At 69.5% G+C, this 21,183-nt stretch carries 15 protein-coding genes and 4 tRNA genes; 8 read left to right on the top strand and 11 right to left on the bottom strand.

The features are described 5' to 3' along the window. Positions 1-27: 27 nt before the first annotated feature. From ACFQ6X_RS07250 to ACFQ6X_RS07215, 8 genes are all read right to left on the bottom strand, one after another. Positions 28-99 (bottom strand) — tRNA-Gln (locus ACFQ6X_RS07250). Positions 100-111: 12 nt separating this feature from the next. Further along, positions 112-184 (bottom strand) — tRNA-Glu (locus ACFQ6X_RS07245). 60 nt (positions 185-244) lie between these two features. Then, positions 245-317: transfer RNA gene (locus tag ACFQ6X_RS07240), tRNA-Glu, on the bottom strand. Positions 318-336: 19 nt separating this feature from the next. Beyond that, a tRNA-Gln gene (locus ACFQ6X_RS07235) sits at positions 337-408 on the bottom strand. An 86-nt stretch (positions 409-494) separates the two neighbouring features. Then, positions 495-1,205, bottom strand: a complete 711-nt coding sequence (locus ACFQ6X_RS07230; RefSeq protein WP_383177219.1) for an HAD family hydrolase — start codon at positions 1,203-1,205, stop codon at positions 495-497. Positions 1,206-1,308: 103 nt separating this feature from the next. Then, positions 1,309-2,781, bottom strand: a complete 1,473-nt coding sequence (gene gltX, locus ACFQ6X_RS07225; RefSeq protein WP_383177216.1) for a glutamate--tRNA ligase — start codon at positions 2,779-2,781, stop codon at positions 1,309-1,311. Next, positions 2,774-3,550 (bottom strand): fumarylacetoacetate hydrolase family protein, encoded by a 777-nt coding sequence (locus tag ACFQ6X_RS07220; protein WP_329207015.1) that lies wholly within the window; start codon positions 3,548-3,550, stop codon positions 2,774-2,776. Before ACFQ6X_RS07220 ends, gltX begins: the two co-directional genes overlap by 8 nt. A 281-nt stretch (positions 3,551-3,831) precedes the next feature. After that, on the bottom strand, positions 3,832-4,014 hold the full coding sequence (locus ACFQ6X_RS07215) for a hypothetical protein (RefSeq protein ID WP_383177212.1): 183 nt from the start codon (positions 4,012-4,014) through the stop codon (positions 3,832-3,834). 579 nt (positions 4,015-4,593) lie between these two features. Here ACFQ6X_RS07215 and ACFQ6X_RS07210 point away from each other — a divergent pair. The 8 genes from ACFQ6X_RS07210 (at position 4,594) to ACFQ6X_RS07175 (ending at position 15,053) form a co-directional block, all read left to right on the top strand. Then, complete coding sequence (locus ACFQ6X_RS07210) at positions 4,594-8,256, top strand: nitrate- and nitrite sensing domain-containing protein (RefSeq protein ID WP_383177209.1); 3,663 nt, start codon at positions 4,594-4,596, stop codon at positions 8,254-8,256. A 9-nt stretch (positions 8,257-8,265) separates the two neighbouring features. Then, complete coding sequence (locus tag ACFQ6X_RS07205; RefSeq protein ID WP_168713747.1) at positions 8,266-8,679, top strand: roadblock/LC7 domain-containing protein; 414 nt, start codon at positions 8,266-8,268, stop codon at positions 8,677-8,679. Between the two features lie 134 nt (positions 8,680-8,813). Further along, a complete protein-coding gene (locus ACFQ6X_RS07200; RefSeq protein WP_003966010.1) occupies positions 8,814-9,221 on the top strand; it encodes a DUF742 domain-containing protein in 408 nt (135 codons plus the stop codon). Beyond that, the gene (locus ACFQ6X_RS07195) at positions 9,202-9,783 is read left to right on the top strand and encodes an ATP/GTP-binding protein (RefSeq protein WP_128848843.1); all 582 of its coding nucleotides are present in this window, start codon (positions 9,202-9,204) and stop codon (positions 9,781-9,783) included. The genes ACFQ6X_RS07200 and ACFQ6X_RS07195 overlap by 20 nt, the downstream gene beginning before the upstream one ends. Before the next feature lie 349 nt (positions 9,784-10,132). Continuing rightward, the gene (locus tag ACFQ6X_RS07190) at positions 10,133-13,333 is read left to right on the top strand and encodes a nitrate- and nitrite sensing domain-containing protein (protein ID WP_383177206.1); all 3,201 of its coding nucleotides are present in this window, start codon (positions 10,133-10,135) and stop codon (positions 13,331-13,333) included. A 10-nt stretch (positions 13,334-13,343) separates the two neighbouring features. Continuing rightward, on the top strand, positions 13,344-13,757 hold the full coding sequence (locus ACFQ6X_RS07185; RefSeq protein ID WP_006127847.1) for a roadblock/LC7 domain-containing protein: 414 nt from the start codon (positions 13,344-13,346) through the stop codon (positions 13,755-13,757). An 89-nt stretch (positions 13,758-13,846) separates the two neighbouring features. Continuing rightward, on the top strand, positions 13,847-14,491 hold the full coding sequence (locus ACFQ6X_RS07180) for a DUF742 domain-containing protein (protein ID WP_383177201.1): 645 nt from the start codon (positions 13,847-13,849) through the stop codon (positions 14,489-14,491). Further along, the gene (locus ACFQ6X_RS07175) at positions 14,472-15,053 is read left to right on the top strand and encodes an ATP/GTP-binding protein (RefSeq protein WP_205022613.1); all 582 of its coding nucleotides are present in this window, start codon (positions 14,472-14,474) and stop codon (positions 15,051-15,053) included. The genes ACFQ6X_RS07180 and ACFQ6X_RS07175 overlap by 20 nt, the downstream gene beginning before the upstream one ends. A 104-nt stretch (positions 15,054-15,157) precedes the next feature. On the opposite strand, the gene ACFQ6X_RS07170 is transcribed toward ACFQ6X_RS07175, so the two are convergent. From ACFQ6X_RS07170 to ACFQ6X_RS07160, 3 genes are all read right to left on the bottom strand, one after another. Next, positions 15,158-15,361, bottom strand: a complete 204-nt coding sequence (locus tag ACFQ6X_RS07170; RefSeq protein WP_329207026.1) for an acyl-CoA carboxylase subunit epsilon — start codon at positions 15,359-15,361, stop codon at positions 15,158-15,160. 71 nt (positions 15,362-15,432) lie between these two features. Beyond that, positions 15,433-17,016, bottom strand: coding sequence for an acyl-CoA carboxylase subunit beta (locus tag ACFQ6X_RS07165; protein ID WP_383177198.1), 1,584 nt, complete (start codon positions 17,014-17,016; stop codon positions 15,433-15,435). Between the two features lie 284 nt (positions 17,017-17,300). After that, the gene (locus ACFQ6X_RS07160; RefSeq protein ID WP_383177195.1) at positions 17,301-21,170 is read right to left on the bottom strand and encodes an endo-alpha-N-acetylgalactosaminidase family protein; all 3,870 of its coding nucleotides are present in this window, start codon (positions 21,168-21,170) and stop codon (positions 17,301-17,303) included. Between the last annotated feature and the right edge of the window lie 13 nt (positions 21,171-21,183).

Here is a 21,183-nt window from a genome sequence, read left to right as displayed (position 1 = left end):
ACGGGGGCTTGTTACTTCGGTCTTGCGCTGGGCTACCAGGACTCGAACCTAGAATGACGGTACCAGAAACCGTAGTGTTGCCAATTACACCATAGCCCATGGTGTTGCAAGTACCCCCGACCGGATTCGAACCGGCGCTACTGCCGTGAGAGGGCAGCGTGCTAGGCCGCTACACAACGGGGGCCCTAGCGATCCTGCATCAAGAACGTGGGTGCGACCCAGATGTTCTCGCGGGAAGGATCTGTACCCCCGACCGGATTCGAACCGGCGCTACTGCCGTGAGAGGGCAGCGTGCTAGGCCGCTACACAACGGGGGCTTGTTACTTCGGTCTTGCGCTGGGCTACCAGGACTCGAACCTAGAATGACGGTACCAGAAACCGTAGTGTTGCCAATTACACCATAGCCCACTGAAACGCAACCCCTTGGGGGTTTTATTTCTGTCTGCGCTTCCCGGCCGGATCTTTCGGTCCGCTCGGGCGGCGCAGGAAGAACATTACCTGAAGGTGTCCGGCGCTCCAAAACGGGTATTGCCTGCCAGCAGACCGGGGAGCTCCTCCAGCCCCGTGATCCGGACGAGTTCCGGCCGCCCGCCCCGGCCGCGCCGGTCCAGCCACACCCCGGTGAGACCCGCGGCCGTGGCTCCGGCGGCGTCGATGTCCGGCTCGTCCCCGACGTAGACCACTTCGTGCGGGTCGAGCTCCAGTGCCTCGCAGGCCGCGCGGAAGGCCCTGGCGTCCGGCTTGTAGACGCCGAGTTCCTGAGCGCACAGCAGGACCTCGAAGCGGTCGCGCACGCCGAGGGCCCGCAGCTTGCGTTCCTGGTGGTCGACGGAGGAGTTCGACAGGATCGCGTGCCGGTGCGTGCGGGCCAGCGCGTCGAGCACGGGCACGGTGTCCGGGAAGAGCTCCCAGGAACTCTCGTAGTGCCCGACGTACCGGGTGAACCACGCGTCGGCGTCCGCGTCGCTCAGCTCCGCGTCCAGGAACTCCCTGACCCGGTCCCGGCAGTGCGCGTACCAGTCGGACTCACCGGCGGCGACCCGCGCCCAGTGGGCGGAGGCGATGCGCATCCAGCGGCCGTGGTGGTCCTCGTCACTGTCGGACAGCCCCTCCGCCCGGAGGTGGCGCAGCAGGCCGGTACGGTCCGACCCGGCGTAGTCGAAGATCGTGTCGTCCACGTCCCAGAGGACCGCGCGAATCGCCATGAAAGTCACGCTACCGGCTGCCCCGTGGGCCCGGCAGCCGGACAGCGGAAGGGACCGCCCGGCCCGGAAGGCCGTGCGGTCCCTTCTTCCCTGCGTACGACGGTTACGCGGCCAGCTTGGCCAGCGCGGCGTCGATGCGGGCGATCGTCTTCTCGCGGCCCAGGATCTCCAGGGACTCGAAGAGCGGCAGACCGACCGTGCGGCCGGTGACGGCGACGCGGACCGGGGCCTGGGCCTTGCCGAGCTTCAGGCCGTGCTTCTCGCCGGCGGTGAGGACGGCCGTCTTGAGCGCCTCGGCGTTCCACTCGGCGGCGGTCAGCTCGGCGCGGGCCGTGACGAGGAGGGCGTCGGAGCCCTCCTTCATGGCCTTGGTCCAGGACGCCTCTTCCTGGACGGGCTCGTCCAGGAAGAGGAAGTCGACGTTGGCCGTGATGTCCGAGAGGACCGTCACACGGGTCTGGGCGTGCGGGGCGATCTCGGCGAACTGCTCCGCGTCGAATGCCTCTGGCGCCCAGGGGGCGAACGGGGCCTTCAGCCAGGGGCCGCAGGCCTCGGTGAAGGCCTTCACGTCGAGCATGCGCAGGTGCTCGGCGTTGATGTGCTCGGCCTTCTTCAGGTCGAAGCGTGCGGGGTTGGCGTTGACGTCGGCGATGTCGAACGCGGCCACCAGCTCGTCACGGCCGAAGATGTCGCGGTCCTCGGCGATCGACCAGCCGAGCAGCGAGAGGTAGTTCAGCAGCCCCTCGGGCAGGAAGCCGCGCTCGCGGTAGAGGTTGAGCGAGGCCTGCGGGTCGCGCTTGGAGAGCTTCTTGTTGCCCTCCCCCATGACGTAGGGGAGGTGGCCGAAGGCGGGGGTGTCCTTGGCGATGCCCAGCTCGATGAGCGCCCTGTAGAGGGCGATCTGGCGCGGGGTGGAGGAGAGCAGGTCCTCGCCGCGCAGGACGTGGGTGATCTCCATCAGCGCGTCGTCGACCGGGTTGACCAGCGTGTACAGGGGAGCGCCGTTGGCACGGACGATGCCGTAGTCCGGGACGTTCTCCGGCTGGACGGTGATGTCACCGCGGACGAGGTCGGTGAAGGTGATCGCCTCGTCGGGCATCCGGAAGCGGACGATGGAGGTCCGGCCCTCGGCCTCGTACGCCGCGGTCTGCTCGGCGGTCAGCGCGCGGCAGTGGCCGTCGTAACCCGACGGCTTGCCGGCCGCACGGGCGGCGTCGCGGCGGGTGTCGAGCTCCTCGGTGGTGCAGTAGCAGTGGTACGCGTGACCGGCGGCAAGGAGCTTCTCGGCGACGTCCTTGTACAGGTCCATGCGCTGCGACTGGCGGTACGGGGCGTGCGGGCCGCCGATCTCGGGGCCCTCGTCCCAGTCCATGCCGAGCCAGCGCATCGAGTCGAGCAGCTGCTCGTAGGACTCCTCGGAGTCACGGGCCGCGTCGGTGTCCTCGATACGGAAGACCAGGGTGCCCTGGTGGTGCCGGGCGAAGGCCCAGTTGAAGAGAGCTGTCCGGACCAGGCCCACGTGGGGGTTGCCGGTCGGGGAGGGACAGAAACGTACGCGGACAGGTCCGTTAACCACGCTTGATCACCTTGTTGGTGAGAGTGCCGATGCCTTCGATGGTGACGGCGACTTCGTCGCCGACGTGCAGGGGTCCGACCCCTGCGGGGGTTCCGGTGAGGATCACGTCGCCCGGGAGCAGTGTCATGGCTTCCGTGATGTGGACGACCAGGTCCTCGATCGAGCGGATCATGTCGCTCGTGCGGCCCAGCTGGCGCTGCTCGCCGTTGACCGTCGCCTGGATGGTCAGGTCGCGGGGGTCGAGGTCGGTCTCCACCCAGGGGCCCAGCGGGCAGGACGTGTCGAAGCCCTTGGCCCGGGCCCACTGCTTCTCGCGCTTCTGGGCGTCGCGGGCCGTGACGTCGTTGGCGCAGGTGTAGCCGAAGATGACGTCCTTGACACGCTCACGCGGAACTTCGCGGCACATCCGGCCGATGACCACGGCCAGCTCGGCCTCGTGGTGCAGGTCGTCGGAGAAGGAGGGGTACTCGATGGCGTCGCCGGAGCCGATCACCGAGGTGGTGGGCTTGAAGAAGGCGACGGGGACATCCGGGACCTCGTTGCCGAGCTCGGCGGCGTGTTCCGCGTAGTTGCGGCCGATGGCCACGACCTTGTTGGGGAGCACCGGGGGCAGCAGCCGGACCTTGCTCAGCGGGACCTTGGTCCCGGAGAGCTCGAAGTCGGCGTACGGGATGCCCTTGATGATGTCGAGGACGAGGCTGTCGGGGCTGTCGCCCTCGACCGCGCCGAAGGCGACATTGCCGTCGATGGAGAACCTGGCGATGCGCACGGGATGCTGTCGCCCCTCACTTGCTGGCTGGCTGAAGACTGACGCTCCAGGCTAGCGCCTGGCCCGGCGAGGTTTGCCCCATTAGGAGCGTCGTCCGGTGCGTGCGATCGCAAGGCGGACGGAAGTCCTTGGAGGGGGTACCTCCCATGCCCTTCAGGCTATGGGGGAGGAGCTACCGGGGCTTTCGGCCGACGCCGCGAGCGTGCGTGCCGGGCGGCGCGACGGGGCAGAGCCTCGCCGGGCCCGGCGCTGGCGCGGGTGAGGGGGAGAGCCGTGCGGCGTCAGCCGGCGGTCGTGACGGGTGCCACCATGAGGATGGTGCGGCGGGGGTTGGCCGTCTGGGTGGGCAGTTCGGCGGCGTGCTCCGGCTGCTCCGGCGTGTGCAGCGCTACGGCGTCCTCGAGGTGCGCCAGCGTGGTGCGCCGGGGGTTGGCAATGTTGCGGAACATCATCGTCGTCTTCATCTGCCGTGTGGACCCTTGTCGCTGGGGCGCCGCCCGGAGGGGCGCCGGTTGTCGGATTCGCTATCCCTGTAAAGCGTCAGGCTAAACATCCGATTCCCCGCGGGAGCGGGGAAGAGACGTCGATCATCATGTGAGTTTGCTCACGAAGTTGCCGACAAATAGAGCATTATGGACAGTCGACCACGGGAAACAAAGCGGGCATTACGGCACTGAATCTGCCATTCCGCTCCCGATCATGTCGACTGGGACACCGCCCGCCCCCAGGGGGCACACCCTCAATGATCCGATTTGCCCCTGAACACTCTCCACGGCTTGTTACTCCACCATCACACGGTGTCACAGAGGTCACAGCCCGGTACGTGGGCCTTGTTGGAGATCCTCCACTGTGCTGGAATTCCACGCACCGCCGCGGGTTTCAGGCCCGGCGCGCAGGGGCGCAACGCAGCGCCGAGTGGCGGCGGGAGGGGGAAGTACGCCGGTCACTCACGACCACCATGGGGCGCGTCCAGCGCCCCACGACGCCGACACCGTCCCGCCCGAACACGTGGTGGGACGCCTGGTCCAGAGGTTGCGACGCTAGTGCAGGGACGTTTCAAGAGGGATGGCAGCGCTCCGGCGGAACAGGAGCCGCGCGGCGGGACCGACCGCGGTTCCTCGCCCCAGCACGCCCAGAACCCCGGGCCGGCCGGAGCCGGCGACAGCGGTGACCGCGCGCAGCGCTCGGGTACGACGAGCACCAGCGGCGCGGACCCGGCCACGCCTCTCAAACCCGCGGGGCCGGTAGGCACCGGCTCACGCATAGCCCTGCGCAACTGGCGCATCAGCACCCGTCTGGTCTCCCTCCTCGCCCTTCCCGTGGTCGCCGCGACCACGCTGGGCGGACTGCGGATCAACGAGTCCATGAATGACATGGAACAGCTGGAGCACATGCAGCTGCTCACTCAGATGACGAAGCAGGCGACCGCGCTCGCCAACGCGCTCCAGGAGGAGCGCGACAAGTCGGCAGGCCCCTTGGCGAACAAGGTGAAGGCCACCGACTTCAAGATCACTGAGCCTCGGAAGCGGACCGACCGGGCCAAGGACGCGTTCTTCGACGCGGCCGACGACATCGGTAACACGCAGACCGACGAGGCGATGGAGGGCATCCACTCCAGCGTCAGCCAGATCGCCACCCAGCTCGGCGAGCTCACCAGCATCCGCAAGGACGCGTACACCGAGGGCGCCCCGAGCCTCAGCACGGTCGACCAGTACAGCCAGCTGATCACCGCGCTGCTGGGGCTCTCGCAGGACATGGCGCAGGCGACCAGCAACCCGGACATGATCAAGCGGACCCGCGCCCTGGCGGCCTTCTCCTCCGCCAAGGAGTACGCCTCGGTCCAGCGCGCGATCATCGCCGCGGCACTTCCGGGCGGTGACAGCGCCGACACGCACCTCAACGACAACGACAAGGTGTTCGGCCGCAACGCCAACCGCAAGGAGGCGCTGGCCCTTCAGACGTTCGAAGGCGCCTACACGACCACGGGCAGCGACGCCGCCGAGCTGACGGACTCGCTCAAGAACGGCAACCCCGAGATCACCGCCGCGGACATGTACGCGAAGCAGGTGCTCGACAGCCCGCTGGGCATGGAGGGCCGCAAGCCCCGCACGTACATGGACTGGTACGACCAGAGCTCCAACAAGATCCAGGCCATGAAGACCATCGAGGAGACCCTCCTCGGTGAGATGGAGGGCAAGGCCCGCGAGCTCCGCGAGGCCTCGCAGCGCGACGCCATCCTCAACGGTGCGGTCATCCTCATCGTCCTCGGTGTATCCCTCGTCGGCGCCTTCGTCGTGGCGCGGTCCATGATCCGCTCGCTGCGGCGACTGCAGGACACCGCGACCCGGGTCGCCCAGGACCGGCTGCCCGAGCTCGTCAAGCAGCTCTCCGAGACCGACCCGCAGGACGTCGACACCTCGGTCGAGTCGGTCGGTGTGCACTCCCGGGACGAGATCGGCAAGGTGGCCGCGGCCTTCGACGACGTGCACCGCGAGGCGGTCCGACTGGCCGCCGAGCAGGCGCTGCTGCGAGGCAACGTCAACGCGATGTTCACCAACCTCTCGCGCCGGAGCCAGGGCCTCATCCAGCGCCAGCTCTCGCTCATCTCCGAACTGGAGTCGCGCGAGGCCGACCCGGACCAGCTGTCCTCCCTCTTCAAGCTCGACCACCTCGCGACCCGTATGCGCCGTAACGGCGAAAACCTCCTCGTCCTCGCGGGCGAGGAGCCGGGCCGCCGCTGGACCCGTCCGGTGCCGCTGGTCGACGTGCTCCGCGCCGCCGCGTCCGAGGTGGAGCAGTACGAGCGCATCGAACTGGCCGCGGTGCCCGCCACCGAAGTGGCCGGCCGCGTCGTCAACGACCTCGTGCACCTCCTCGCCGAGCTGCTGGAGAACGCGACGTCGTTCTCCTCGCCGCAGACGAAGGTCCGGGTCACCGGTCACGCACTGCCCGACGGGCGTGTGCTCGTCGAGATCCACGACACGGGTATCGGCCTCTCCCCCGAGGACCTCGCGGCGATCAACGAGCGGCTCGCATCGCCGCCCACCGTGGACGTCTCGGTGTCCCGCCGCATGGGTCTGTTCGTGGTCGGCCGGCTGTCCCTGCGTCACGGCATCCGGATCCAGCTGCGTCCCTCCGACTCCGGCGGTACGACCGCACTGGTCATGCTGCCCATGGAGGTCGCGCACGGCGGCAAGCAGCCGCCGTCGAAGCAGGGTCAGGGCCCGCAGGGCGGTTCCCCCGGTGGTCTCCTCGCCGGTGGCAACGGCTCCGGCGCGGGCGCGGGCCAGCGTCCCGGGCTTGCGGGTTCCCCGTCCGCTCCTCCCGCCAAGGGCCTGGGTTCCGGTCCGCAGCGCGGGCAGGTCGGCACGGGCTCGGGCCCGCGGGCCGCGCTGCCCTCGCGTGACGGCGGTCCACAGGGCCCCGGCAACGGTCCGCAGGGCCCCGGCCGTCCGAACCAGCCCCAGGGCGGCGGCGGCCTCTCCGGCGCCTTCGGCGGCGGCGCCCGGATGGGCGCGCGTGGTCAGCAGGAGTCTCCCGGCCGTACGGACTCCGGCCAGCCCAACCTCTTCGGTCACACGGGGGGTCCGGCCCAGCCCGGTCCGCAGGGCCAGCAGGGCCGTCCGAGCGGTCCGCCCGCCCGGCAGGCCCCGCAGCCTCAGCAGGCACGGAACGATCAGGCCGGCTTCCAGCAGCCCGGCGGCCCCGGCCGTCAGCTGCCGCCGTCCGGCGGTCCCCGGGCCGAGCTGCCCGGTGGCAACCCGCAGCCGCAGCGTCCGCAGAGCGCGAGCTGGGGCGTCGAGGAGCAGGGTGCTCCCCGGCGTACTCAGCCGGACGCGCCGCGCGGTCACGAGGAGCCGGACTCCGGCCGGTTCGCCCGCCCGGGCAGCTCCGCTCCCCACCAGCCGTTCAACGCGCCGAACCAGCGTCCGCCCATGAACGACCGTCAGGGCCCCGGCGCCACGGCCGAGTTCGCCCGCCCGGACTTCTCCGCGCCGCAGGCGCCGGACCCGGCGAGCACCGCGCAGTTCTCGCGCCCGGACTTCAACGCCCCGCTGCCGCAGGACCAGGGCTACGGCGCCCAGGCCCCGCAGAACCACCAGATGCCCGCACCGCGCCGGCAGGACAACGCCGACTTCGGCGCACCGCGTCCGCCGGTCCAGCCCGCGGGTGAGCCGCCGCGCCGTCCGGCGCTGCCGCAGCAGCCCGAGGCGCTGCCGCCCGCCGGTCCGGGTGACGGGCGTACGCCGCTGTACGACACGCTCGAGACGAACTGGTTCCACGGCCCGGGGCAGGGCGGCGCTCAGCCGCCGGCAGCCGAGCCGCAGGCACCGTCGGCTCCTGAGCCCGTCGGCACCCCGGCTCCGCCCATGCCCCGGCGTGGTGCGGCCGATGCCGGCGTCACCAGTTCCTGGCGCGCCTCGCCCAATGACGAGCTCGTTCGTCAGGCGGAGCGGGTCAAGAAGCCCGCTGCGGGCGGGATCACCACCTCCGGGCTGCCGCGCCGGGTTCCGCGTGCCAATTTGGTACCGGGCACTGCTCAGCAGCAGAATCATCAGTCCGGACCTCAGGTTTCGCGTGCGCCCGATGACGTACGCGGCCGTCTGACCAATCTCCGCCGGGGCATCCAGCAGGGACGACAGGCCAACAACGGCTCGTCTACCGGCAGTTTCCAACTCGGCCCCACTCACCAGCAGGAGCGTTAGTTGAGCCCCATGAGTCAGGCCGCGCAGAATCTGAACTGGCTGATCACCAACTTTGTGGACAACACCCCAGGGGTGTCCCACACGGTGGTGGTCTCCGCGGATGGCCTGCTGCTGGCAATGTCCGAAGGTTTCCCGCGCGACCGCGCCGATCAGCTGGCGGCAGTCGCCTCCGGTCTGACGTCGCTCACCGCGGGTGCCTCCCGGATCTTCGAAGGCGGCGCCGTGAGCCAGACCGTTGTGGAGATGGAGCGGGGATTCCTTTTCCTCATGTCCGTCTCGGACGGTTCGTCTCTGGCCGTTCTGGCCCACCCGGATGCGGACATCGGCCTGGTCGGGTACGAGATGGCACTCCTCGTCGACCGCGCGGGGTCGGTACTCACCCCTGACCTCCGCGCCGAACTACAAGGCAGTCTGCTCCACTAGGCGGCCATGCAGCAGACCCCTGACACGATCCCCCCAGGTACTACTCGAAACCCTCACCCGTCCGGCCGTCAAAGACCCCCCACCGGCCCTTCCCGACGGCAAGGCGACACCCTGCTGTCACGCCCGGAGGATTCATGACCCCGCCACCCGCCTCACCTGATCCGTACGGCGCACTGCACCACGCGTCGTACGACGGTGAAGGCGACCAGCCGCTGGTCCGTCCGTACGCAATGACCGGCGGCCGGACCCGGCCGCGCTACCAGCTCGCGATAGAGGCGCTGGTCAGCACAACAGCAGACCCCGCTCACCTCGGGACGCTGCTCCCCGAGCACCAGCGGATCTGCCACCTCTGCCGTGAGGTCAAGTCGGTGGCCGAGGTTTCGGCCCTGCTGTCCATGCCGCTGGGCGTGGCCAGGATCCTGGTGGCGGACCTGGCGGAAGCCGGCATGGTGGCCATCCACCAGCCGGGCAATGGAGAGGCCGGCGGCGCGCCGGATGTGACACTGCTCGAAAGGGTGCTCAGTGGACTTCGCAAGCTCTAGCGGCGGGACGGCCCGCGCAACCACCTCGGCGAAAATCGTGGTGGCAGGGGGCTTCGGCGTGGGTAAGACCACGTTTGTCGGTGCCGTTTCGGAGATCAACCCGCTGCGCACCGAAGCCGTGATGACGTCCGCGTCCGCGGGCATCGACGACCTGACCCACACCGGGGACAAGACCACCACCACGGTGGCCATGGACTTCGGCCGCATCACCCTCGACCAGGACCTGATCCTGTACCTCTTCGGTACACCGGGCCAGGACCGCTTCTGGTTCATGTGGGACGACCTGGTCCGCGGCGCCATCGGCGCCGTCGTCCTCGTCGACACCCGCCGTCTCGCCGACTGCTTCCCCGCAGTCGACTACTTCGAGAACAGCGGCCTCCCCTTCGTCATCGCCCTCAACGGCTTCGACGGACACCAGCCCTACACCCCGGAAGAAGTACGTGAGGCCCTGCAGATCGGGCCCGACGCACCGATCATCACGACGGACGCCCGTCACCGTGCAGACGCCAAGAGCGGTCTGATCACGCTGGTCGAGCACGCGTTGATGGCGCGGCTCAAGTAGCGCGAAGTCGGTATTGATCTACGGAAGTTGCTGTAGTCAAGCGGGGGCGGCCTGTGTCCTTTGACACGATCCGCCCCCGTGTTCATAACATTTCGACAGAGAATTGCAGCGGCATCAACACACGACGCATCCGAGCAGTACCACTGTGCTCACATGAGCCCCGCCTTTTGACGGGGCTCGTTCTTTATGCCCGTTTTATCTGAGGCACGCGCCACCCGGAATCAGGCATTCCGACTGTTTGGAACGCGGCCGGTCCGCGTGCTGCAATGCGTCGAACTACCGAGTAATACGGCCCTGAACGAATAATCCGGCACAACGTAGGTGCCGACGCCGAGAGGTTGTTGGTCGAGTGAGGCGAAGCAACGAGGGCTCCGCGGCGCAGCCGGAACGGGGCAACTTCACCCCGCCGCCGCGCGCTGCGGTGTCGCCTGCGGAGATATCCGAGGCGGAGCCGGCAGGTGGCAGCACCAGTCGGCTGTCGCCGCGCAACTGGCGGGTGCCCACCCGGCTGAACGCGATTCTCCTGATTCCCGCGCTGGTCGGCCTGATCATGGGCGGCTTCCAGGTCAAGGGGTCTGTCGACAGGTGGAACGAGGCCCAGGACGCCGAGAAGACGGCCCAGGTCGTCCGCGCGGCCGCGGAGTACGGTCAGGCGCTGCTCAACGAGCGTGACCTCACCGCCCAGCCGTTGCTGTCCAACAAGCGCACGGCAGCCGAGGTCGAGGACGCCCGCGCCATCACGGACGAAGCGGCGACGAAGTTCGACACCGCCGTCCAGGACATGCCGGACAAGGCGGGGCTTGACCGCCGCCTCAAGCTGTTCAAGGTGGAGGAGCCGCTCCTCCCCGAGCTGCGCAAGGCCGCCTACGCCGAGGCGATGGACCCGGTGAAGACGGAAGAGGGCTACACCAAGGTCCAGCACTCGCTGATGGAGTTCTCCAACGAGCTCGGCCTGGGCAGCAGCAACATCACCACCTACGGCCGGACCGTGTACGCGATCGAGCTGGCCAAGGCTGCCGAATCGCTTCAGCGCTCCATCGGTATGCACCTGCTGGTTCGTCCCAGCCAGAAGGAAGCCACTTTCGACGCCCAGGTCAAGGCGTTCGGCTCGTACAACTACCTGGAGCAGATCGCCCTCGGCGAGTTCGTCTCCGGTGGTACCGAGGCCGACGTGGCGCGGCTCAAGGAAGTCATGGCCGGCAAGGCCGCCGAGGGCGCCAAGCAGCTCAAGGCCGCCAAGGAGCAGGCCGCGGCCACCGGTCAGCCCTTCGTGGCGCCGCCGAGCATCGACGGTTCGGTCTTCGACGGCATGGCCCAGCAGATCGGCCAGGGCCAGCGCCCCTCGGAACTCCGGAAGAAGGGGATCACCCCCGAGACCTGGATGGCCGCCGCCACCGCCAAGTTCGACGGCTACACCACCGTTGAGGACGAGCTCGTCGACAAGGCCGTCACCGAGGCCGCGGACATCTCGTCCAGCGCCCGGAACGACGCCATCGTCAACGCCGCGATCGTGATCATCTCCCTGCTGGCCGCGTTCATCATCGCGGGCCTCATGGCCCGCCAGATGAGCCGCGCGATGCGCCAGCTGCGTACCGCCGCCTTCGGTATCGCCGAGCAGCGCCTGCCGATGCTCGTCGACCAGCTGTCGCGGACCGAGCCCGGCCGCGTGGACACACGGGTGCAGCCGATCCCGATCAACACCCAGGACGAGATCGGCGAGGTCGCCCGCGCCTTCGACCAGGTGCACCGCGAGGCGGTCCGGCTCGCAGCCGAGCAGGCCATGCTGCGGGGCAACGTCAACGCGATCTTCACCAACCTGTCGCGCCGCAACCAGTCGCTCATCGAGGGCCAGCTGACCCTCATCACCGACCTGGAGAACAACGAGGCCGACCCGGACCAGCTGGAGAGCCTCTTCAAGCTGGACCACCTGGCGACCCGTATGCGCCGCAACGGCGAGAACCTCCTCGTTCTCGCCGGCGAGGAGCCCGGCCGCCGCTGGAACCAGCCGGTTCCGCTGGTCGACGTCCTGCGTGCCGCCTCCTCCGAGGTGGAGTCCTACGAGCGCATCGAGCTCACCGGTGTTCCGGAGAGCGAGATCCACGGCCAGGCCGTGACCGACCTCGTGCACCTGCTGGCCGAGCTGCTGGAGAACGCCACCACGTTCTCCTCGCCGCAGACCAAGGTGCGCGTCACCGCGACCCGGCTGCCCGACGGCCGTGTCATGGTCGAGATCCACGACAAGGGAATCGGCCTCACCGCCGAGGACTTCGCCGACATCAACCACAAGCTGGCCAACCCGCCGACCGTGGACGCCGCGGTGTCCCAGCGCATGGGCCTGTTCGTGGTCGGCCGGCTTGCCGACCGGCACGGCATCCGTGTCCAGCTCCGCCCCTCGGGCGAGCAGGCGGGCACCACGTCGCTGGTCATGCTGCCGGACGCGATCACCCATGGTGGCGGTGGCGAGTCGGCGCCGCAGGGCGACTTCACCGTCTCCTCGATCATTCCCGAGCAGCAACAGCCGCAGCCGTTCGAGCTGCCCGCCCACCACGCTCCGATGCGTACGGCGGCGGAACTCGGCTTCGACGACTCGCGCTACGACACCCCGGCTGCGGACTCCCCGCAGCTCGACCCGGTCGGCCGCTCGCTGATGCGTGAGGAGCGCCGGGCCGCGCTGGAGGCGCAGACCGGACCCGAGCACTCGGCGTTCCAGGACAACGGCGCGGGTCAGCAGGGCTACGCCCAGGACCAGTACGGCCAGGAGCAGTACGCGCCCGAGCAGTACGCCCCGGAGCAGCAGGGCTACGCACAGCCCGGATACGACGGCGGCTACGAGCAGTACGGCGCCGAAACCGGCTACCAGCAGCCCCAGCAGGGCTATGCGGAAGCTTCGTACGCCGCACCGGAGCCCCAGCAGGAGCAGTACGCCGACCAGTTCGCCCCTCAGTCCGACCAGTCCCACCAGGGTGATTGGGCGGATCAGGGCGGCTACCAGGGCGGGTACGAGCCGCTCGCGCAGCCGGAAGCGGAATCTGTTCCAAGCGCCCCCGCCGAGCCGCAGGAGCGCGTAGGCTTCGACCGTCCGGGGCCCACCGCGAACAACGGTCACGACCTGACGACCGCGGGTCTCCCGCGCCGGGGCGCCGGCCAGCAGCACTGGCAGCCCACCGGCCGTGGAAACGATCAGCCTGCGGCAGCGGAACAGCAGCAGCAGCGTCCGCCGAAGCAGCAGGAGAAGCCTCAGCCGCCGCAGGCAGCACCGGCGAGCGGGGACGGCCCCGACGACTGGCGCTCGGCGAACGACGAGCGCTGGGAGCGGGCCGAGAAGCTCAAGGATCCGAAGGCGGGCGGAATCACCCCGTCCGGGCTTCCCCGGCGCGTGCCCAAGGCCAATCTGGTCGAGGGAACGGCGGAGCAGACCCAGCAGGGCGGCCCACAGGTCTCCCGTGCCCCCGAGGACGTGCGTGGCAGGCTGAGCAATCTGCGACGTGGTGTCCAGCGGGGACGTACCGCGGGGTCGGACACAAGTAATACCTACAACCAGGAGCGTTAGTGTGAGCCCGATGAGCCAGGCGGCGCAGAATCTGAACTGGTTGATCACCAACTTCGTGGACAACACCCCCGGGGTGTCGCACACGGTGGTGGTCTCCGCCGACGGACTCCTGCTGGCGATGTCCGAAGGTTTCCCGCGTGACCGCGCCGATCAGCTGGCGGCTGTCGCCTCCGGTCTGACGTCGCTGACCGCGGGTGCCTCCCGGATCTTCGAGGGCGGCGCCGTCAACCAGACCGTTGTGGAGATGGAGCGAGGATTCCTCTTCATCATGTCCATCTCTGACGGATCTTCACTCGCCGTCCTCGCCCACCCGGACGCCGATATCGGTCTGGTTGGGTACGAAATGGCGCTTCTCGTAGACCGTGCAGGAAGTGTTCTCACCCCGGATCTTCGCGCCGAGCTCCAGGGAAGTCTTCTTAACTGACAGACAGACAGTGCGTTTCTCGTCACCGCGCCATAAGGTGCGGTGGCGCGGCACCACTGGGATGGCGACCGGCAGTCGGAGGAGGAAACGTGGCAGCACCCACAGGCGGACACCCGTACGAGGGTGGTCGGCGCGTTCCGGGTGAGCAGGGCGACAACCGCTTCAACCACCCCGGCGTGCAGGGTTCGCAAGACCCATATCAGCCGTATCAGCCCTACCAGCAGCCCCAGCAGTCGCCGCAAGGCGCGCAGGGGGGCGGCTGGCCGCAGCAACAGCCGCAGCAGCCGGGGTCCGGGTGGCCGCAGCAGCAGCCCCCGCAGCGCTACGACGCACCTCCGTCGCGCATCCAGCCGGTCCAGCGGCAGGCGCCCGAGCCGTCGAAGCCCGCGGCGCACAACCCGCTGGTCCGTCCGTACGCCATGACCGGTGGCCGGACCCGGCCGCGGTACCAGCTCGCCATCGAGGCACTGGTCAGCACCACGGCCGATCCGTCGAGGCTCCAAGGGCAGCTGCCCGAGCACCAGCGGATCTGCCGGCTCTGCATCGAGATCAAGTCGGTCGCCGAGATTTCGGCCCTTCTCACGATCCCCCTCGGCGTTGCCCGGATCCTCGTCGCCGACCTGGCCGAGGCCGGACTCGTCGCTATCCATCAGCCCGGCGGCGACGAGGCCGCCGGCGGCCAACCAGCCGTGACACTGCTCGAAAGGGTGCTCAGTGGACTTCGCAAGCTCTAGCGGCGGAGCAGCCCGCTCCACCACCTCGGCGAAAATCGTGGTGGCAGGGGGCTTCGGCGTGGGTAAGACCACGTTTGTCGGTGCCGTTTCGGAGATCAACCCGCTGCGCACCGAAGCCGTGATGACGTCCGCGTCCGCGGGCATCGACGACCTGACCCACACCGGGGACAAGACCACCACCACGGTGGCCATGGACTTCGGCCGCATCACCCTCGACCAGGACCTGATCCTGTACCTCTTCGGTACACCGGGCCAGGACCGCTTCTGGTTCATGTGGGACGACCTGGTCCGCGGCGCCATCGGCGCCGTCGTCCTCGTCGACACCCGCCGTCTCGCCGACTGCTTCCCCGCAGTCGACTACTTCGAGAACAGCGGCCTCCCCTTCGTCATCGCCCTCAACGGCTTCGACGGACACCAGCCCTACACCCCGGACGAGGTGCGCGAGGCCCTGCAGATCGGGCCCGACACCCCGATCCTGACGACGGACGCCCGTCACCGCGGAGACGCCAAGAGCGCGCTCATCACGCTCGTCGAGCATGCGCTGATGGCCCGCCTGCGCTGAGGTCCCGGACACGCGAAAGGCCCCGCACTCCCTCGGGAGTGCGGGGCCTTCCTGTGCGTGCGTCCGGGACCCCAGGGGCCCGGAAGGGGCCTGAGGGGCCCTTCTCAGCCCTGCCAGCTGTGCGGGGCACGGAAACCGGGGGTGCGCTCCAGTCGGCGCCATCCGGCGTGGTTACGGCCCCGGTGGGCGGGCGCGTCGGGCTGGGCGGCGGCGCGTGCGAGCAGGACCGCGGTGATGGCCGCGAGCTCCTCGGGGCCGGCCTGGCCCTTCTCGACGCGCAGCACGGACTCGGCGGGAGTGACGCTCATGGTGTCTCCGTCTTCTGGACGTTCTGGGCAGCTGGTCGTCTACGCCTCCGGGGTTGCCGGGGCGGCTGCGACTACTGCGGGGGGTTGCCGTGCTTGCGGGACGGCAGGTCCGCGTGCTTGTTGCGGAGCATCGCGAGAGAGGCGATCAGTACCTCACGCGTCTCGGCGGGGTCGATGACGTCGTCGACCAGACCGCGCTCCGCGGCGTAGTAGGGGTGCATCAGCTCGGCCTTGTACTCCTTGACCATGCGGGCCCGCATGGCTTCGGGGTCCTCGGCGTCCGCGATCTGACGGCGGAAGATGACGTTGGCGGCACCTTCGGCGCCCATCACCGCGATCTCGTTGGTGGGCCAGGCGTAGGTGAGGTCGGCTCCGATGGACTGACTGTCCATGACGATGTACGCGCCTCCGTATGCCTTGCGCAGGATCAGCGAGATCCTCGGCACGGTGGCGTTGCAGTACGCGTACAGGAGCTTCGCACCGTGCCGAATGATTCCACCGTGCTCCTGGTCGACGCCGGGCAGGAAGCCGGGTACGTCCAGCAGAGTGACGATGGGAATGTTGAAGGCATCGCACATCTGGACGAATCGAGCGGCCTTCTCGGACGCCTCGATGTCCAGGACACCGGCCAGCGACTGCGGCTGGTTGGCCACGATGCCGACGACCTGGCCGTCGAGCCGGGCCAGGGCGCAGATGATGTTGCGGGCCCAGCGCTCGTGGATCTCCAGGAAGTCGCCGTCGTCGACGAGCTCCTCGATCACCTTGTGCATGTCGTACGGGCGGTTCCCGTCGGCCGGGACCAGGTCCAGCAGGACGTCGCCGCGGCGGTCGGCCGGGTCGTCGCTCGGCACGACGGGCGGGTTCTCGCGGTTGTTGGACGGCAGCATCCCGATCAGGTAGCGGACCTCGGCGATGCAGGTCTCCTCGTCGTCGTACGCGAAGTGCGCGACGCCCGAGGTCTCGGCGTGCACGTCCGCGCCGCCGAGTCCGTTCTGGGTGATCTCCTCGCCGGTGACCGCCTTGACGACGTCCGGTCCGGTGATGAACATCTGCGAGGTCTCACGGACCATGAACACGAAGTCGGTGAGGGCGGGGCTGTAGGCCGCGCCGCCCGCGCACGGGCCGAGCATCACGCTGATCTGCGGGATGACACCGGAGGCGCGGGTGTTGCGCTGGAAGATCCCGCCGTACCCGGCGAGCGCGCTCACGCCCTCCTGGATGCGGGCGCCGGCGCCGTCGTTCAGCGAGACCAGCGGAGCACCGGCCGAGATGGCCATGTCCATGATCTTGTGGATCTTGGTGGCGTGGGCCTCGCCCAGCGCGCCGCCGAAGATCCGGAAGTCGTGCGCGTAGACGAAGACCGTGCGGCCCTCGACCGTGCCCCAGCCGGTGATGACACCGTCGGTGTACGGCTTCTTGGCCTCCAGGCCGAATCCGGTCGCCCGGTGGCGGCGGAGCTGCTCGACCTCCTTGAACGTGCCGGGGTCGAGCAGGAGCTCGATGCGCTCCCGGGCGGTCAGCTTGCCCTTGGCGTGCTGTGCCTCGGTCGCCCGGTCGCTCGGTCCGCGCCGTGCCTGCTCGCGCAGGTCCAGCAGTTCGGCCACCCGGCCACGCGTGTCACTCGGCTCGCCCGGGATTTCGTCCACAACGGTCATGTATCGACCCTACGAACCCGACCCAGGGAATCGTGCCGTCGACTCCGGACAGTCTCCTGCCCGGTTTCCTGGTGGCACCTGACAGAACCGGCGCGCCATGCAGCCCATCTGCCAGCCCTTGGGGCTGCTCCGTTGTAGGCCTCCCACAAAGAGGGGTCTGTGGTGTGGGGCACATCGGTGGCTGCGCGCCACGCCGCGGATCCACCGGCCCGGCGGACCTCGTACCCACAATGGCAGGGGGCGGAACCGGAACCGGAACCGCCCCCTCGTGAGAAACCCCTGGTTCAGTTTCCGCAGTGGAAGCGGGCGCTGCCCCAGTCGGCGTGGTCGTTGCCGTTGTCGTCGCCGCCGTCCGCGACGGCCAGCTCGACGTACTTCGCGCCGGTGACGTCGGCCTCCAGCCGCCACGCGGTGTCCGCCGCCTTCAGTACGGGCGAGGCGGCCTTCACCGTGCCGTCCGCCGTGACGGAGAACTGCACACTCCCCCGCGAGGTCTGCACATCGTCCACACCGACCTCGGCGGTGAACGAGGTGCACTTCCCGCCCAGGTAGTAGCGGACCTTCGCCGGGGCGTGGGTGCCCAGGCCCTTCTCGTACGCGGCGCCCCCGATCTTCAGGGGCGTGCCGTCGCCGGCGCCCGTCCCTCCGTTGGAGAGGTCTCGCTCGACCGGGCCCCAGCCGTTCTCCGCGCTCGTCCAGTCCAGGTCACTGGCCCAGCTGTCGGTGACGGGCGGCGGGGGCAGGGTCCGCACGGTGGTGGTCGCGCCGAGGGTGCGTGCGGTGCCGGCCACCGTGTACGAGGCGGCGGCGGCCAGGTCGTACGCCTTGTACGCGGCGTCCGCGGGCGGGGTGACCTGCCAGCTCGCCTCCGTCCTCGCGCCGGGTGCGACCCGGTCGACGGTGACGGGGCCGGCGGGCTGTGCCGTCCAGCCCTCCGGGAGGGTCAGTCCGACTTCGACGCCGGTGGCCTCCGTCGCCTCGTGGTTGGTGAAGGCGGCCTTCACCGTGGTGGCCACTCCGGGCTCCAGCGCCTGGGTTCCGGCCGTGACGGCGAGCGTGGCGCAGGCGGCCTGCTCGCCCGCGGGGGCGGGTCCGAGGTCGGTCACAGTGAATCCGTCGAGAACGAGGTCGGCGCCCTCGGGAGCGTCGCCGCGCTTGCGCAGCCCGGTCCAGGTGTCCCCGCAGCCGGCGGTGACGGTCTCGGTGAAGTGACCGGTGGTGAGCTGCCGGCCGATCGGCGTGGCCCGGGTCTCGGTCGAGGCGGGGGCGCCGTCGGCGTCGATCCGGTCGTATCCGTCGACCCACTCGTAGGCGCCGGCATGGCTGGACTGGTAGTCGTACTCGACCTTGTAGCGGCGGCCGTCGGTCATCGGGACGGTCCAGGGTGCGGTCCGGTAGACGAGGCCGGTGTTCTCCTCGTGCGCCTTGAGGGACTCCTTGCCGCCGAGCACGTCGTCGACGAGCTTCCCGTTCCAGCCGGCCTGGGTGTAGGGGGCGTGCAGCTGGGAGATGCTGGTGCGGGGGTCGGTGGAGCCGCCCGCGTCTCCCTTGAGGAAGGGTCCCCAGCCCTGGTCGACATCCTCGAAGTCCTCGTACGCGACGGTGCCCGGTTTCGTCGCCGGGGCGTTGGCGACGATGCGTACGTCGTCGGCCCGCACGGTCGCCGTGCTGCCGCCGGCCGCCTCGATGCGCAGGGTGGTGCGGCCGTCGGCGGGGGCGGTGAAATTGACCTTGGCCCGCTGGAAGTACGTGCCGTGCCGGTCGGACGCGGCGACGTGGTCCTCGGCCGTGGACCGGTCCACGGCGACGGACTTCCCGCCGGCCGAGAGGGTGGTGTGCCGGCTGCTGCCCGGCTCGACCTCGATGAACGCGGAGGCGGTGTAGCGCGTCCCGGGCTTCAGTCCGGTGATGCGCTGGGAGAGCGCGGCCGTGCCGGAGCCGGAGAGCTCGGCGCTGTTGCGTCCCTGGTCGTCGGTGTCACGGGTGACGGTGCCGGTCCGCGTCCAGTCCTCGAGCCCGCTGTTGTTGAAGCCGGGGTCGTCGACCGGGGTGTCCTCGCCCCACTGCGGGTCGGCGGCCTGCGGCGCCCTGTCCGGGTAGAGGACGTAGGGCTGTCCGGCGGTGGCCTTCAGCGTGATCTTGCCGCCGACGGGCCGGACGGTGCCGGTCTTGACGCGGCCGTTGTCGGTGAGCTTGTAGACGGTGTACGCGCGTGTGCCGGGCACGGCCCAACTGCTGGTGCCACCGGCCTTGTTGTAGTGGTAGAGCTTCTTGCCGCCGTCCCAGGGCAGCAGGTAGCCGGTGCCGCTGAGGACCTTGCGTCCGTGATCGTAGAAGGTTCGGCTGCCGTCCTCGACCGTGCCGCGCACCCCGCCGGTGAGGGTGATGTCGTTGCCGTCCCAGCGGGTGATCTTCTGCTGCTGGAGGTACTTGGCGGGGAGGTTCCTCTCCCAGATGTTGGCGTAGAAGGCGTTCCAGTCGGTCTCGCCGGTCCAGCCCTCGAAGTCCTCCAGCGCGGTCTGGCCGAGGACCGGGTCGTTGTTCCAGATGTCCTTCTCGTCGTTGCGGATGAAGCGGATGATCTGTGAGTTGAGGCCCTTGTTGGTGGCCCCGCCGTAGTCGAGGTCGTTGGCCCAGTGGGACCAGAGCGAGCCGCGCTCGAACTTGTCGGCCCATTCGGTGCCGACGTTCCAGCCCTGCTCCTGCACGGCCCGGAGGGTCTTGTCCGCGATCCAGCCGTGCGAGTAGTAGACGTCGATGTAGAGGAAGCCGAGGTTGTCGTCGGTCTCGTCGCGCAGCTGCTGGAAGCGCTTGGCGAGGTCTCCGCTGTTGATGTCGCGGCGCTGGTCGATGTAGTAGCTCTGGTTGAGCCAGTTCCAGCCGGGCTTCGTCCTGTCGACGAGCTTCTCGTCGAACGCGTTGGCCTCGGGGTAGGACTCGGTGGCGTTGACGTGGACGCCGAAGGTGGCGCCCCACTTCTTGCCGTCCTCGAGCAGTGCGTTGAGGTCCTCGATGCCGCCGGCCCGCTTGTTGTAGTTGCCGCCGTAGTCGGGGTGGGCGGAGTCGTGGCCCTCGGATCCGTAGCCCTTGAGCACCGCGAGCTGGCCGAGGCCGTCGGTGGCGAGCGAGACCCTCTTGACGTCGTCGAGAGTGCGCAGGAAGGGGTGGGTGGCCTGGCTGGCGAAGTTGAACGGGATGTGGGTGATGACCCGGTTCGCGGTGTCCTTCGAACCCGGCGCCGTGATTCCGATGGACCGGAAGGCCACCGCGCCGTCCTGCCAGTTCACGGCCTTGTCGCCGTTGGCGTCGGGAGTGACGACGACCTTCGCCCAGGGCAGGTTCGCCCCGCTCTCGGGTTTCGGCGCGCCCTCGCCTCGGTAGGTCCACTGACCGGACCACACCCCGACCCGGACGCTGCCGTCGGCGGCCTTGCGGGCCTGGTGCCAGAAGCGGGCGTCGTCGCCGCCGGTGGCGCCCGCGGGCTTGTCGTACGTGGAGTTGGACTCGATGGCGGCGGCCAGGGTGCCGGTGTTGACGATGGCGTACGAGGCGCCGAGCGGCGCACTGTCGGCGGCCGTCTCCTCGGTGACCTTCGCGAACACGTCGGCGGTCTTCGTGGAGTCCGGGTCCAGCCGGGTGAAGGCGGTGGCGGCACCGGTCTCGGCGGAGCCGACGGAGACCAGGTCGTGGCCGGGTATGTCGATGGTGCCGACGCGGAAGGCCTCGGTGTCACGGACGGCGGCCACCTTGAAGGTGGTGGCGCGTCCGGCCACGGAGAGCGTGGCGTCGATCTCCACGCCCGGCAGGTCCTCGAAGGTGAGGGTGTAGCGGGCCTCCCCCGCGGTGAACTCCGGGGCGCCCTTGAGCCGCACGGGGTGGGCGGCACCGTTGAGCGTGACGGCGGTGACCGGCTGCGTGCTGCCGGCCAGCTGCGCGCCACTGGCCCGGTCGGTGTACGTCAGGACGCGCGGGAAGTCCTCGGCGACGGAGACGGACAGCTGCTGCGAGGCGATGACGGCGCCCGCTGCGGCGGGATCGGCTGCCGCGGCGGGCGGCGGGTCGGCGGCTGCGGCGGGGAGCGCGGTCCCCACGAGGGCCAGGACGGCGGCTGAGGCGGCGGCGACTGCGCCCGCCGAACGGAATCTTGACGACATGAGGACTGAGTAA

Origin of the sequence: Streptomyces sp. NPDC056452, assembly GCF_042796085.1 — a bacterium.
Classification (GTDB): Bacteria; Actinomycetota; Actinomycetes; order Streptomycetales; family Streptomycetaceae; genus Streptomyces.
The sequence above is the reverse complement of the archived record's forward strand: the minus strand, read 5'-3'. Positions and strand labels throughout refer to the sequence as shown.